Source organism: Haloferax sp. Q22, assembly GCF_001482285.1.
Taxonomy (GTDB): Archaea; Halobacteriota; Halobacteria; order Halobacteriales; family Haloferacaceae; genus Haloferax.
On sequence record NZ_LOEP01000016.1, the window covers coordinates 133091 to 147537 of the forward strand.

Sequence of the window (14447 nt, forward strand, 5' to 3'; positions counted from 1 at the left end):
GGCGACTCACTCGGCTCGCTTTTGCGTCTCGCCCGCGCTCCGTCGCTGCTCCGACTCCGACCGGACGTCGTCGCCGTTCGACGGGTCGTAGGCCGCCGGCCCCGAGGGGAGCGTCTCGGGGTCATCAACGCTCAGGCCCGTGGTGACGAGCAGTCTGAGGCCGCGCCGGACCGGCATGTCGAGTTCGCGAATCTCCTCGGGCGAGACCATGATGAGCGCCCCGGCGGTCGGGTTCGGACTGTTCGGGACGAACACGGTAAACAGGTCGTCGTCGGACACCGCCGACACCGACTGCGGTGCCTCGTTGGTGACGAAACCGATGGAGAACAGGCCCTCCCGTGGGTACTCGACCAACACCACGCGGTCGTAGCCGGCGGTCGGTTCCGTGAGCGACTCCGACACCTGCCGGACGCCGAAGTAGATAGTGCGGACGAGCGGCAGGAGTCGAACGCCGCGCTCGAAGCTCCCGAAGAGCCGCTGGCCGAGACTTATCGACGCGAGGTAGCCGAGAAGCGAGATGGCCACGGCGATGATGAGCGCCGACAGCACCTGCGAGATGAACACGATGTCGCCGGAGTAGTTGAGCGCCCCGGCGAGGAAGGGCGTCACCTCGCGGACGACCGGGCGGAGCGCGGCGGTGATGCGATTGAACACGAACTGGAGGACGAACACGGTCACGGCCAGCGGAGTGACGAGAATGAGACCGGTGACGAAACTGCTCCGCAGTCGGGCCAGAACGTCCATACCGACTCTCCGGACGACGAGCGTAAAATTGTATGGGCGAGAGTGCCACAGAAACGTGATAGAAAACGGAAACGATAGGCATTAACTTCACCCGTCCGAAGCGCGGGTATGTTCACGGGAATCGTGGAGGGGGCGGGCGAAATCGTCGATGTGACAGACACCGACGGTGGTCGCCGCCTCCGCATCCGCACCGACCTCGCGTTCGACGACCTCCATCACGGCCAGTCAATCGCGGTCTCGGGCGTCTGCCTGACCGTCGAGGCGTTCGGCGACGACTGGTTCGAGGTGTTCCTCGCGGCGGAGACCGTCGAGAAGACCTACCTCGGCGACGTGGTCGAGGGCGACCGCGTCAACCTCGAACGCGCCCTCGCGGCCGACGACCGCTTCGACGGCCACATCGTCCAGGGCCACGTCGACGGCACGACGACGGTCACGAACGTCGAGCGCGTCGGCGACGACTGGTTCTTCGAGTTCGACCTCCCCGAGTCGCTGGCGAAGTACGTCGTCCAGAAGGGCTCGGTCTGTCTCGACGGCATCAGCCTCACCGTGGCCGACCGCCGCGAGGACTCTTTCGCCGTGGCTATCATCCCGACGACCTACGACCTGACGACGCTCTCCGAAAAAGCGGTCGGCGACCCGATTCACGTCGAGGTCGACGTGGTGGCGAAGTACGTCGAGTCGATGCTCGACGGCTACGCCGAGCGGTTGGTCGCCGAGTAGGGCGACCGGTTCTTTCGTTTCGTACGTTCCCGCGCCGTCGTCGACTCAGTCTTCGAACTCTGTCTGCTCGGAGCTGAACGACGCCGCGCTCGGGCCGGGCGCGTGGGCGCTGTGGTAGGCCTGACTGTAGCGGCGAAGCTTCCCGATGAGATAGAGCCCGAAGACCCCGTCGTAGATGATGACGTAGACGAGGAAGGCCGCGAGACCGCCGATACCGGTTATCCCCGCGATGACAGACGAGCCGAGACCGACCGTCGAGTTGTACGTCGCGTGGACGAGCGCCGCGAGGATGAGGCCCTTGATGACGATAGGGCCGGCGTTCTCCTTGTTGAACTTGGCGAGGCCGAGGTAGTAGCCGGCGATGGCCGAGTAGATGACGTGACCCGGCCCGGCGAGCGCGCGGACCGCCGTAATCGTCCCGCCGGCGGCGATGATGCCGACGCCGTCGGCCCCAACGTCGAGTCCCGACGAGGTGAGGTTGCGGGTGATGTACAGGGCGTTTTCGATGGTGGCGAAGCCGAGACCGGCCATGGCGCCGTAGACCGCGCCGTCGATGACGGCGTTGAAACTGTCGTGGGAGTAGGCGTACAGCCTGACTGCGAGGAGCTTGACGGTCTCTTCGACCGGGCCGACGACGAGGAAGTAGAACACGATACTGCCGAGGAAGCCGATAGACAGCTGGAACTCGGCCGCGATGGTCTGGCCGACGTTGCTCAGAAGCGAGTTGAGAATCGCGGCGAAGGTGGCCGTGAGGACGCCGAGGAGGAACGTCACCACGAGCATCGACAGCGGCTCGTTTTGGGTCACGTCGGAGTAGTAGACGTAGCCGGCGAGCGCGAGCGCCGGAAGCGCCGAAAGCAGGGTGAGCGCGCCGACCTGCGGGTCGGTGAGCGCCGAGAGCCCGCCGATACCGACGAGGATGAGCAACGCGGCGAGGACGACCACCGCGCGGGTCGACGCGACCAGCACCCGGTAGAGCGCGACCGCGAGCCCGTCAACCGAGGTTCGTTCCTCCCACGTGGCGATGTCGTAGAGGTCGTCCGAGCCGTCGGACGCCTGCTCGACTGGGTCCTGCTGGTCCATCACGTGGCATAAAGGGTATCGCATCTGGTAATAGCTTCGGCCACGGCATCCCGCGACCGGCCGACCCAGCGACTAGCTGGCCGGCCTAGCGACCGACGACCGACCGTACGAGGTTAATGCCTCCGCTCCGAAGGGCGGGTATGCACTTCGACCCCCGCGAACAGGCGGCGCTCCGCGAGGTCGGCCTCGACACCGACGACCTCCGGGCCGCGTCGGACCTCGTGAGCGACGCAGTCGAATCGGACGCAGACGCCATCGCGGCGTTCTTCGGCGACGGTGACACGGTCTACTCGGACATGGAGATGGCCCACAGCGCGAGCGACGTGCAGGAACACGCCGTCGACCACGTCGACCTCTACACCCACGGCGCGGACCTCCGCGGCTACCTCAAGTTCGACTCGTGGGGCGTCCCCATCGAGGGCGGCCGCGTGCTCACCGAGGAGAAAATCGAACTCACGCTTGGTCCGACGGTCGACGCTCGCGTCACCTTCGCCCGCGACGCCGACGAGCTATGAGGGTCCGCGTCCGCGGCATCTACGCCACCGCGCTCACGAGCGTCTTCCTCGACGACGGCCACGACGTGGTGCAGGCGTCCGGCCCGATTCGGGAGCGCTTCGACGCCGAGTTCGACTCGTCGGACCACGACGTGTCGGTCGAGACGACCCGGAACCGGCAGGGCGTCGGCGCGACCGGCGCGCCCGAGGCGGTCGAAACGGCCACCGAGCGACTCACCGACCTCGGCATCGACACCTTCGCGTGGGACGACCCCGCGCCGACCGGCGCGGTGTTCGACGCCCGCGTGACCGAAACCCTCGGCGGCGGCGCGGTCTGCGACCTCGGCGAGACCGAGGGCTACCTCTCGTACGGCGATTTCGACGGCCGCGTGGAAGTCGGCGACGAGGTTCGCGTGCAGGTCGCCGAGTCGGCCCCGCCGTGGGCCTCCCGTCGCGCCGAACTGACCGGCGACATCCGCGCCGTCGCTGGGCTGGCGACCCTCGAACCGGATTCGGAGGGCGTCCGCGTCGATACCCGCGACGAGGCCGCCGCCCGCGAACTGGCCGGCATGACGGACCTCCTCGGCGGCGACCCGCCCGAGGGCTGGGGCATCCGCTGGCACCGCGACGCCGTCGACGCCGACATGAGCGCCCTGAACGACGCGCTCGACCGGGCGGCCGAGGTCGCCGCGGAACTCGACGACGCGCTCTCAGAGCCCGTCGACGCCCCGCGGCCGGTCGCCGCACCCACCGCGACGACGTGGGTCTGGTTCGGCCGCGAGACGCGCTTCGAACTCGACGCCCAGCGCCGGGCCGTCGAGACGACGATGCCCGGCCACCACCGGACGAAGGCCGCCTCGCCGAAGGCGTCCGCCGGCGTCGACCTCGCGGAGGCCCTCTGCGAGGCGGTCGGCGACGGCGAGTTCCCCTTCGGCGTGGTGACCGCGCAGTTCGGCCCGCTCGAAGGCGACGACGTGGAAATCGGCCACGGGAAGCCCGACGGCCGCCTCATCACGCTCGGCTCCGGCGAGGTGACGGAACGCGACCCCGAGGGGACCGTCGAACTCCGGCGCGGCATGACCGGCGGCGGCACCTACGACGCCCTCGGCGTCGACCGCGAGTCCGGCGACGTTGCGGTCACGAAGTTCCGCGAGGGGCGATGGTGGTACCCGACGGTGTACCGCGACGCCGACGGCGGTGTCAAGGGAACCTACGTCAACATCTGCACGCCCGTCGAGTGCTTCCCCGACCAGATTCGGTACGTGGACCTCCACGTGGACGTGGTGAAACACGCCGACGGGACGGTCGAACGAGTCGACGACGACGAACTCGACGCGGCCGTCGAGGCCGGCCACATCTCGGAAGCACTGGCCGAGAAGGCGCGGTCGGTGGCGTCGAGTCTGGAGTCGGCGCTGTCGGGGTAGCCGCGTCAGTCAGTACGAAGAGATTTCCTCGGGTGTATGAAACCACTCCCAAGAATGGTCGAAGCAGTCGCATTCGACTTGGGCGGGACGTTGTTTCACGGAGAGGACGACGTCTCGAAAGCGAAATCAGTGCTGTACGAGCGTTTGTGTGAGCGAGGATACGAACTCGACTCATCGAAGTTCGAGTCGGTTTTGCGAGAAGCGAGTGTGCGGTTCGCGGCGCAGTACCACGGAGACTATCGCCGGTTCCACTTCGGGGCGTTCTCGGAGGTATTTTTCGACGTATGGGGCGTGGACACAACAGCGGAAGAGCGAGCATCCTTCGACCGATTGTTCTGGCAGACGCGGCTGAGACACCAATCTCTCGACGAACATGCAGAGTCCGTCCTTCGATTCTGTCGCCGTCAGGACCTCGTCACAGGAGTCATCACGAACGGAAACCGGATGATGACTGAAACTCGCCTCGAAACCGCCGGCATCGCAGATGAATTTGACGTCGTACTGTGTTCGACCGGTGTCCAAGCCGAGAAATCGACCGTCGAACCGTTCGAAATCTTCTTAGATGAAACCGGACTCGACGGGACAGACTGTGTGATGGTCGGAGACCGAATAGATGAGGACACCTGGGCGGCGGAAGTCGGTATGACGACGGTCCATCTCTCGGGAAGTTCAGCGGAATCACGCGGACCCGAACGCGAGCCCGACTACACAATCGACAGCCTCGACGAGTTACCGCGGGTCGTCACCGAACTGCTGTAGGACTGCATCTACCAGACAGTAGTTACCGAACCGAGGAACCGACCGAACCGAACGAAGTGAGGTTCGGCCTTTTTTCCTCCAGGTTTTTACGGTGAGTGGGTCGCAAAGCGACCCCGAGCCGTAAAAAAGTGGGTTAGAAGTGCCCCGGCCCCTCGTCGCCGTACTGCAGTTCGCCGCCACGGCCGCCCTCGACGGTGCTGCTGCCGTGGTCGCCGGAACTGGGGACCTTGACCTGCACGTCGGTAATCTCGTCAAACGTCATGATGAGGTCCGACTGGATGTTCTGGGCGGTGATGTTCGAGATGCCGCACCCGGCGCACGCGCCCCCGAGTTCGACGACGACTTCCCCCGATTCCGCATCGGCCTTGCGCACGACGCTGTTGCCGCCGTGCATCTGGATAATCGGCATCTGGCCGACCATCCACGTCTCGACGCGCTCTTTGAGGCTCTCCGACTCGTCGCTCATACCCCGACACTTCGAACCCCACGGATTAGAATGAAACGGTTCTCCCAACGCGCCGGGCGACGAGAGAAAGGCTGTCTCGGTCGTTCGTGATAGATTCGACGCGGGAACCACGCGAGTCAGCGCGCCGGGTGCTACGTCGCTCTCTCAGTCGCACCGCCCGCGACGGTGGGCCAGCCAGCCGGCGAGTCCGAGCGCCGCCGCGCCGACGCCGAACCCGAAGCCCGGCGCGTCGGTCGTCGATGTCGACGTCGCCGATTCGGTGTCCGACGTGGACGCGGCCGTCTCGTTTCCGGTCGGGGACGGCGTGTTGACGAGGGATTCGGTGGTCGTCTCCGGGCCGAGGGGCGGCGGGTCGCGCTGGTCGCCGGCGTGGTCGGGGAACGTGTAGAGCGCAGGTGACACGTCGCCGACGCCCCAACTCGACGCGACGAAGACACCCTCGTCGGCGAACGGGTAGGCGTACTGCGCGGTCCAGAAACTCGCGCGTTCGGGGTCGCGCCACCACGCGAGTTCGACGGGGTCCGTCGGGTCCGACACGTCGTGGCGCTTGACGCCGCCGCGGTACCACGAGGTGTAGAGCCTGTCGTCGCGGAAGTCGAAGTTGTGCGCCGTGATCCAGACGCCCTCAACCGTCGGGTCCGGGCTGGCCGGCGGGTCGATGGTCGAGAGTCTCGTCGGAGTCGCCGGGTCCGATACGTCCCAGAGTTCGACGCCGCTCGGTCCGCCGACGAGTTCGGACGTCTCGTCGTCGCGTTCGACTTCGACCGCCCACGACTCGATGCCAACGCCGAGGAGGTCGCCGGAGTCGTCGGTGGCGACGTAGTGGTGGTTTCCGGGCGGCGTCCGGCTCTCGCGGCGGCGGTCGCGGGCGGTCAGCCCCGACAGTGCTTCGGGGTCACCGGGTGAGACTGACCCGAGGACCGACGGCGACGCGGGGTCCGCAAGGTCGACGAGCCACGTGCCGGCGTCCCAGAGTGCGACGTGCGCGACGCCCTCGCGGACCCACACGTCGTGGACGGAGCGAACCGAGGCGGGCACGTCGGCCCAGCGGTCGTCGGCGTCGACGACCGACCAGCGGCCGAGTTCGTCGCCGGTGTCGGTGTCGAGGACGACGAGCGGGTTACGGTCGGCGTCGTTGGCGGTGAGGTACGCCCGGCCGTCGGCGGCGAAGCAGTTGTGGATGGGAACGTCCGTCTCGTGGAAGGCGATTTCCTCGGGGTTCGTGGGGTCGGACACGTCGACGACGAGAGCGCCCGTCGGCGCGCCCGGAATCGGGTTAGCCGGGCCGACGACGAGGAGCGTGTCTCCGTCGAGCTTCACGTCGTAGATGCCGCGGAAGGGGCCGTCCTCGCGGTCGGAAAGCAGGTCGCGGCGCTCGGCGAGGAGTTCGGGGCGGTCGGGCGCGGAGATGTCGATGACGGCGTAGCCGCTGGTCGCGGCGACGAAAACGGTCTCGCCGTCGGCGGAGACCACGGTCTCTTTCGCGCCGTCGATATCAATGCGACCCAGCGGCTCGAAGGGACCGGGATGGGCGGTGACGGGGCGGGAACCAGCGACGGAGACGACGGAGGCGGCGACCGCGCTCGCGCCGATGGAGCGGAGGAACTGGCGGCGGTCCACGGTGAGTCTGAGCGCGCCGAGGAGAAAAATCGGACGGAGGTCCTTGGGTAGGGGGAAGGCCTGAGGACCGGAGGAAAGCGGGGATCGCTCAGTCTGCACTGGGTTGCGTGAGAACTGAAGCGACGCCGATGGGGATGGGTGGGTGGGTGGGTGTGGATACCCCGTCGGCGTCGATCGGTCGACGATGGTGGTGGGGGTTGTCGACCAGTCCCGTTCTAGGCTTCCGGTGGAACGCCCGTGCACCGTTCGGTTCGACGAGAACGGGAACGCGCCGACCGGCGCGCCGAGCGACTCGGCGTCGTCGGGTGCACATCATCGTGTTCCCGGACGGGGGTTATAAGACTGCGCCACCGAGTATCAATCGAGATAACTCGACGGCGGAGAGACGAAGCGCCGCGTTACAGTCGAGACCGGTCACCGGTGCCACCTGCGCTACCACCGGTGAGTCGTCTCGGCATCACAGCCGCGAGCGGTCACCGGTGCCACCGGTCATCGCGCTCGCCAACGCCCCCTCGACCACGACCTCGTCGCCGAGCGTCGTCAGCTGAATCTCGGGGATGTTCGACATGACCATCTCGCTCATCTGCTCGCGGATGGGCTCTAACACGAGGTCCGGATTGTTGAGCGCGACCGCGCCGCCGACGTAGATGATAAGCGGCGCGTACGCGTGGACGATGTTGGCGACGCCCATCGCGTTCCAGTGGCCCAGTTGGTTGATGATGTGGTCTGCGAACTCGTCCTCGCCGGCGTGTTCGAACACGTCGACCGCGGAGAAATCGGGGTCCGACACGGGGAGTGCGGTTTCCACGGGGTCTTCCTCGTGGAGTTCGCGGGCGTACTTCGGGATGTTGTTGCCCGAGCAGTAGCCCTCCCAGTGACCGTTGTGGCCGCACCCGCACGTCATGAAGCCGTTCGGGTCGAGCGTCAGGTGACCGACCTCGCCGGCGTTACCGTCCCAGCCGGCGAGGACGTGGCCATCGACGCAGACGCCCGCGCCGATACCCGAGGAGATGGTGAGATACACCATGTCGTCGGGGTTGCGGTCGGAGTGGAACCGCTCGCCGATGACCCCGGCGTTCGTGTCGTTGTGCAGGTACACCTCGTCCGTCTCCAAGAGCACCGAGAGGGGACCGGTCAGCGGGATGCGGTCGATGGTGTCCGGCAGGTTCGCCGGGTTCTCGACCGCGCCCTCGGCCAAGTCGAGCGGGCCGATAGCACCGATGCCGGCCGCGACCGCGTCGCTCGGGTCGATACCCGCCTCGGCACACGCCTCGCGGACGACGCCGAGGACCGCCTCGGTGATCGCGATTCCGGTCGGGCCGCGCGGAGTGTTATCACGGGCCTCTCCGAGGATCGTTCCATCGTCGTCGCCCACCACGGAACGGACGTTCGTCGCCCCCAGGTCGACGCCCACGTAGTACGCCATCGTTCCCATAGCGATGCGCCCTCCACTTAACTAAGCGGGATTCTCGGTAGATTTACTCGCCCCGATGTAAGTCGAGACCCGCTGCCTACGCGGAGTTGTTGGTCGGGAGTTTGGGGATGAGCCACGAGAGGAACGAGTCCATGCTGCGCGACTGTATCCAGACGGTCCCCGGCCCGGTGAACGTACAGACAAGCCCCTCACCGCTGAACAGGGTTGACTTCAGGCCGCCGACGCGCTCGACCGAGAAGCTCGTCGTCTCGTCGAAGGCGACGATGTGGCCGGTGTCGACCGTATAACGCTCGCCCTCGCTGAGTTCGACCTCGTGGATAGCCCCGTAGCTCGACAGGAAACTGTCGCCGGTGCCGGTCAGTTTGAGCAGGAACAGGCCCTCACTCCCGAAGAAGGTCTTCGCGCCGCCGAAGGAGGTGTCGAGGTCGAGCGCGGGGTCCGAGGCGATGTACGACCCGGACTGCACGTACAGGGTCTCGTCTTCGAGGGCGTGGTGGACGATATCGCCCGGGAGCGGGGGCGCGAAAGAGACCTCACCCGCCTGTCGTGCGCTGAACGTGTTCTGGAAGAACGACTCGCCGCCGAGGACGCTCCGTTTGAGCGACCCGAAGAGGCCGCCTTTCGCGTTCGTCTCGATGTCGATGCCGTCGGAGTAGCTGACCATCGCGCCGGCCTCCGACCGGAGCGACTCGCCCTCGTCGAGCGAGACGGTGAGGAGGGCGAACGACGGGCGGTAATCGATGGAGTGGTCCATGCGAGAGATGACGGCGCGCTAAGATATGTAGTTGCCTGCGAAGCCGGTCTCCCGACAGTCTACTCCGTCAGTCGCGCCGACCGCAGGTCGTCACTTGGTGTCCGCGCGGACGAACGTCACGGGACACGGCGATTCGAGCATGACCTCCTGTGCGACGCTCCCGAAGACGGCCTTGCCGGTCGGCGAGCGCTTTCGACCGCCGACGACGAGGCGGTCGGCGTCGACCTCGCCCGCGAGTTCGACGAGTTTCTCGCCGTGGTGGCCGACTCGGCCGTGGACGACGTAGTCGATGTCCGCCTCGTCGAAGCGTCGCGTGAGCTCGCGGACGATGGCGTGTCGTCGGGCCACGTCGTCCGCGGAGACCTCCTCTGCTGTGATGTCGAAGTCGAGGTTGTCGAGGGCCTCGTCGTACTCGTCTCTCGTGAAGACGTGTCCGATGACGACCGTCGCGCCGGTCGGCCCGGCCACGTCGATCGTCTCCTCGGCGAGTCTGTCGATGCGCTCGGCGTCGCCCGCGCCGACCGCGAGCAGGATAGTTTCGATAGCCATACCAGCCCGTTCGTCCCGGTATCACTTAACCGTGCCGGGATTTTTTACTCACATTCGAAATAAAAATTCGTGTTCGTGGCTGGCGAAGTCGCTGTCAGCCGGAGCGTCACGTGCTAGCACTATGTACGTTTCGCCGGCGGCGCGGCCGCTCGACGAGTGGGTGCGCGAGAAAATCGAACCGCGTCGGACGGCTCAGACGTCGGGCGCGTCGTCTTCGACCGCGCGCTTCATCGAGTCGCGGCGGGACTTCGCGTCGCGGCCCGTCGCCTCCAGAAGGAAGTCGTTCTTCGCGCTGACGGCCTCGCCCGCGGCTTCGAGGTCTTCGGGAGCGAGTTCGGCCGGGTCGGCCTCCTCGAAGTTGACCGCGAGCTTGTCCTTCTTGCCGCTGTACTTGACCGCGCCGGCGACGATACGGGTGAACACGGGGTTCTTGGGCTCGCCGACGACGTAGAGGTCGCTTCCTTTGAACTCCTCGGTGCCGGTGATGGGGCCGAAGTAGTCTTCGACCGTCGCTTTCATGTCCGGAATTCGCTCTTCGAGCGTCTCCCCACGACGCATCTTGTACTCCTTCATGGACGCCTTTTCGACAGGGGATGGTTTACCTGTTTCGCGACTCTGCGACGCCTGCGAGGGCGTGCCGCGGTCAGGATTCCCGCTCGGCGATGTAGCCCTTTTTACACTCGGGGCAGATGTCGCCGGCCCGCATCGACGACGAGGACGCGCCGCGGGCGTGCCCGCAGTTCGGACAGTAGTACTCGACGGCGTCGTCGGGGGCCTCGTTGCCGACGTTCGACTCGTCGGCGCGGACGAAGTCGTCTTCCTCCGCCTCGACGTACTGACCGTTCGACTGCTGGCTCGGCGAGCTGTTGCCCTCCGGGGCCAGGCCGCCGCCGAACGAGACGGAGACGGGTTCGCCGTCGTCGGGCTGGGCGTTCCATCCCTCGTCGTCACCCGGCGCGTCGGGCCACGCGCCGCGTTCTCGCTCTCGGGGCTGTTCCGACTCCGCCGCATCGGCCTCGACGCCCGCCTCGGCGTCCGCGTCGATGAACTCCGCGTCGTCGCCGTCGGCCGGCGGCGTCGGGTCGTCGGTCTCGACCTCGTCGACCTCGTCGGGCCACTGCGTCCGGTCGCGGGTGGCCGACTGCTCCTCGTCGTCGTCGAGGATGATGCCGTCGTCGGTCACCGGCGGGGCGTCGACGCTCCCGGCGTCGTCGGCCGTGTCCGGCCCGTCTGCGGGTTGGGTGTCGGCGGCGTTCGCGGTCTCGGCCGGCTGTTGCGCCGCGGGGTCCGGGCCCGCGCTCGCGTCGACGTCCGCAGCAGCGTCGGTGGCTGCGGCGTCGACCTCGGCCTGCGTCTCCGCGTCCGGAGCCGTCTCGATGGCGGCGTCCTCGGCGTCGGAGACGCCGGGCTGCGGGTTCGCCGGTTCGAAGCCCGCGGCCGCGGTCTCGACTTCACCCTCCGTCATCCCGACCTCCTCGGGCGTTCGGATGGCCGTGACCTCCTTGTTCTCGCTGATTACCTGTTCGTGTCCGCACCGCGAACAGACCTGTATCTCTCGAATCGAGACGACCACCTCGTCGCCGCGTTCCTCGCGCTCCCGTTCCGTCTCGGAGTCTCCGTAGGCGTGCCCGAGAAGACGGCAAGTAAGTCCCATTACGCGAGGATTCCGGGATTCGGAAACAAAAAGGTACCCCCTGCCTGTCGGACGCCCGTCAGACGGGCGGTACAAGTAAACAGGAGGCGAACGATGTACCCGCTATGAGAGCGAGGCGGGAGTTCCGGAACCGCCGCGACATCGAGGTCGCGGTGCTCGACGCGCTCGTCGACCGCCACGACGAGGGGATGACGGTGTTCGAACTCCGTGCCGCCGTGGACGCCGACATCGACACCATCGAAGAGGCGCTGTCGGCGCTGAAAGACGAGGGCCTCATCGTGGTCGAGGAGGCCGACACGGGGGTACTCATCCACGCCGACGAGCGCGTCGTTCCGGACCCGAGCGAAGCCGTCGAAGAGGACGCATCGCTGTTCGAGAGACTCCGCGAGCGGTTCGGGCTCTGAGCGAGCCAGCGCGGAGAAGGACTCGTTTCGACTGTCCGGTCCGCCTGCGGCCGCCGCCGGAGGACTGTCGACCGAAAGCCGGTCCAGTCGTCCGGGAGTGGGAGGGTTTTACGCGCCGAAGGCGAAACGGGGGGTAATGACACTCGTCGCCGACATCCACGAGGCACACGGTGCGACGTTCGAGACGCGCGGCGGAATCGAGGTCGTGAGTCACTACGGCCGCCCCGAGCGGACCCACCGCGCCGTCAGAAACGGCGTCGGCGTCATCGAACACGGCTACGGCGTGGTCGTCGTCGAGGGCGAAGACCGGGTCGACTACGTCGACAACGCGGTGACCAACACCGTCCCCGACGAGGACGGCGAGGGCGTCTACGCCCTGCTGTTAGACCCCGACGGTCACATCGAGACGGAGATGTACGTCTACAACGCGGGCGAGCGACTGCTGATTTTCACCCCGCGTGACCGCGCGGAACCGCTCGTCGAGGAGTGGCGCTCGAAGACGTTCCTCCAGCGCGTCAAACTCCGCGACGCCTCCGACGAATTCGGCGTCTTCGGCGTCCACGGCCCGCAGTCGACCGAGAAGGTGGCGAGCATCCTCTCGGGTGCGGGCGCGCCGGAGCCCGAACTCTCCTTCGTCCGCGGCTCCATCGGCGGCGAACTCGGCGTCACGGTCGTCGCCTCCGACAACCCGATCGGCGAGGAGGGCTACGACGTCATCTGCCGCGCGAAGGACGCCGAAGACGTGCTCGACGCGCTCCTGTTCTACGGCAACCCCTCGGTCCCCGTCGGCTACCAGACGTGGGACAGCCTCACCGCCGAGGCCGGCACGCCGCTTTTCGAGTCGGAACTCCGCGGCAACGTCCCGAACGTCGTCGGCGTCCGCAACGCGCTCGACTTCGACAAGGGCTGTTTCGTCGGTCAGGAACTCGTCTCGAAGATCGAAAACCGCGGTCGGCCCTCGCGCCGGCTCGTGGGCTTCCGCGCCGACGACCTCCCCGATTCGGGTGCCGAGGTCTCGGCGGACGGCAAGCCGGTCGGCACCGTCACCCGCGCCGTCGAGAGCCCGATGCTCGACGTGCCCATCGGTTTCGCGCTCGTTGACTACGGCCTCGACGCCGACGACCTGAGGGTCGAGGTCGCCGGCGACGACGTGGCGGCGACCCGCGAGTCGCTCCCGTTCGTCGAGGGGAGCGCGGTGTCGGCGCGGATTCCGACGTATCCGGGCGAGAACTGAGCGGGGCGTCCGGGGGACAATCCCTCAGAACAGCTTCTTCAGGTGTTCGCGCGAGAAGAACGAACTCGGCTTGTCCATGTGGACGCCGATTTCGCCCGACAGCGACCGGAGGCCGACCCGCTGAAGCCACTCGGGGAAGGAGTAACACCGGCGCACGAGGTGCCCCAGTCGAATCTCCCGGGAGAGTTCGTCGCGCCACGCGTCCTCGTAGGCAGATAGCGTCTCCGGGTCGTCGGGGTCGATGGTCGCGGCGGCGATGTCGGCCGCGGTCATCCCGTAGAGGATGCCGCCGCCGGTGAACGGCTTGGTCTGAGCGGCTGCATCGCCGATGAGGAACGCCCGGCGGGTCGTCGTCCGGTCCGGCGGGCCGATGGGAATGGCTCCCGAACAGAAGTGCTCTGTCTCCACGTCGTAGGTGTTCGTGAGCGCGTCGAACATCTCGTTGACCTCAGCGCCCGGCGGGGCCGCGAGGCCGTACTCGACGCCGGCGTCGCCGCGAGGGATGCGCCACGCGAAAAAGCGCGGGACCGTGAGGTGCACGTCCACGAAGTCGCCGTCGTCCGGGTCGGGGTCGAACGCGAGGACGCCGTGGAGCGTCTCCGACGGTTCGGGGAGGTCGAGCGCCCGGCGGACCCGCGAGGTGGGGCCGTCGCACCCGGCGACCATCTTCGCTTCGAACTGGACGGTTCCGGCCTCGCCGGCCACGCTGGCGGTCAGCCGGACCCGGTCGTCGAGTTCCTCGACGGCGGTGACGGTGTGGCCCTCGCGCACGTCGGCACCGGCGTCGCGGGCGCAGTCGGCGAGGGTGCGGTCGAGTTCGACGCGGTCGATGACGTTCGAGACCTCGCTTTGCTTGTAGAACGGGTAGGCCTTCGAGTTCGGGCCGCCGACGCGGAAGTTCGCCCCGTAGATGCGGTTCTGGAACAGGCGGTCGCGCGCCTCGTCGGGGACGAACTCCCAGATGTCGGTGCTGACGTGGCCGGAGCACGCGAGGGGCGTTCCGACCTCGCCTTTCTCCAGCGCGAGCACGTCGTAGCCCGCGTCGGCCGCGCGGCGGGCGAACCGCGCGCCGGCGGGACCGACGCCGACGACGGCGAAATCGTACAT

General features: G+C 67.3%; 16 protein-coding genes. 6 read left to right on the plus strand and 10 right to left on the minus strand.

The annotated features are described in order from the left end of the window. Positions 1-6: 6 nt before the first annotated feature. Positions 7-744: a DUF502 domain-containing protein gene (locus AM590_RS06075; protein WP_058826695.1), complete on the minus strand. Its 738-nt coding sequence runs from the start codon at positions 742-744 to the stop codon at positions 7-9. Between the two features lie 108 nt (positions 745-852). On the opposite strand from AM590_RS06075, the gene AM590_RS06080 reads away from it, so the two are divergent. Continuing rightward, positions 853-1464 (plus strand): riboflavin synthase, encoded by a 612-nt coding sequence (locus AM590_RS06080; protein WP_058826696.1) that lies wholly within the window; start codon positions 853-855, stop codon positions 1462-1464. A gap of 45 nt (positions 1465-1509) precedes the next feature. Here the strand turns inward: AM590_RS06080 and AM590_RS06085 are convergent, their stop codons facing one another. Then, entirely contained in the window at positions 1510-2547 is a 1038-nt protein-coding gene (locus AM590_RS06085) for a PrsW family intramembrane metalloprotease (protein WP_058826697.1), read from the minus strand. A gap of 140 nt (positions 2548-2687) precedes the next feature. On the opposite strand from AM590_RS06085, the gene AM590_RS06090 reads away from it, so the two are divergent. Genes AM590_RS06090 through AM590_RS06100 form a run of 3 tightly spaced genes read left to right on the plus strand, consistent with a single transcriptional unit; the run spans position 2688 to position 5224 of the window. Beyond that, positions 2688-3062: a hypothetical protein gene (locus tag AM590_RS06090; RefSeq protein ID WP_058826698.1), complete on the plus strand. Its 375-nt coding sequence runs from the start codon at positions 2688-2690 to the stop codon at positions 3060-3062. Then, positions 3059-4465 carry a DUF402 domain-containing protein gene (locus tag AM590_RS06095; protein ID WP_058826699.1) on the plus strand — a complete coding sequence of 469 codons (1407 nt, stop codon included), beginning with the start codon at positions 3059-3061 and terminating at the stop codon, positions 4463-4465. The genes AM590_RS06090 and AM590_RS06095 overlap by 4 nt, the downstream gene beginning before the upstream one ends. Before the next feature lie 54 nt (positions 4466-4519). Beyond that, complete coding sequence (locus tag AM590_RS06100; protein WP_058826700.1) at positions 4520-5224, plus strand: HAD family hydrolase; 705 nt, start codon at positions 4520-4522, stop codon at positions 5222-5224. Between the two features lie 133 nt (positions 5225-5357). Here AM590_RS06100 and AM590_RS21100 read toward each other — a convergent pair whose 3' ends face one another. From AM590_RS21100 to AM590_RS06135, 7 genes are all read right to left on the minus strand, one after another. Then, positions 5358-5690: a NifU family protein gene (locus tag AM590_RS21100; RefSeq protein ID WP_004058105.1), complete on the minus strand. Its 333-nt coding sequence runs from the start codon at positions 5688-5690 to the stop codon at positions 5358-5360. A gap of 144 nt (positions 5691-5834) precedes the next feature. Beyond that, complete coding sequence (locus AM590_RS06110) at positions 5835-7310, minus strand: LVIVD repeat-containing protein (RefSeq protein ID WP_058826701.1); 1476 nt, start codon at positions 7308-7310, stop codon at positions 5835-5837. A 457-nt stretch (positions 7311-7767) separates the two neighbouring features. Beyond that, the gene (locus AM590_RS06115) at positions 7768-8736 is read right to left on the minus strand and encodes an ROK family protein (protein WP_058826702.1); all 969 of its coding nucleotides are present in this window, start codon (positions 8734-8736) and stop codon (positions 7768-7770) included. Between the two features lie 85 nt (positions 8737-8821). After that, positions 8822-9499, minus strand: coding sequence for a TIGR00266 family protein (locus tag AM590_RS06120; RefSeq protein ID WP_058826703.1), 678 nt, complete (start codon positions 9497-9499; stop codon positions 8822-8824). 90 nt (positions 9500-9589) lie between these two features. Continuing rightward, positions 9590-10048, minus strand: coding sequence for a universal stress protein (locus AM590_RS06125; RefSeq protein ID WP_058826704.1), 459 nt, complete (start codon positions 10046-10048; stop codon positions 9590-9592). Positions 10049-10240: 192 nt separating this feature from the next. Then, positions 10241-10621, minus strand: coding sequence for a DUF5611 family protein (locus AM590_RS06130; protein ID WP_058826705.1), 381 nt, complete (start codon positions 10619-10621; stop codon positions 10241-10243). Positions 10622-10691: 70 nt separating this feature from the next. Beyond that, complete coding sequence (locus AM590_RS06135) at positions 10692-11702, minus strand: hypothetical protein (RefSeq protein WP_058826706.1); 1011 nt, start codon at positions 11700-11702, stop codon at positions 10692-10694. Between the two features lie 17 nt (positions 11703-11719). Here AM590_RS06135 and AM590_RS06140 point away from each other — a divergent pair, with 17 nt between their 5' ends. Further along, positions 11720-12106 (plus strand): DUF6432 family protein, encoded by a 387-nt coding sequence (locus tag AM590_RS06140; RefSeq protein WP_345775625.1) that lies wholly within the window; start codon positions 11720-11722, stop codon positions 12104-12106. 136 nt (positions 12107-12242) lie between these two features. Continuing rightward, positions 12243-13340 (plus strand): aminomethyltransferase family protein, encoded by a 1098-nt coding sequence (locus tag AM590_RS06145; protein ID WP_058826707.1) that lies wholly within the window; start codon positions 12243-12245, stop codon positions 13338-13340. Between the two features lie 24 nt (positions 13341-13364). Here the strand turns inward: AM590_RS06145 and AM590_RS06150 are convergent, their stop codons facing one another. Continuing rightward, positions 13365-14447 carry a geranylgeranyl reductase family protein gene (locus AM590_RS06150; RefSeq protein WP_058826708.1) on the minus strand — a complete coding sequence of 361 codons (1083 nt, stop codon included), beginning with the start codon at positions 14445-14447 and terminating at the stop codon, positions 13365-13367.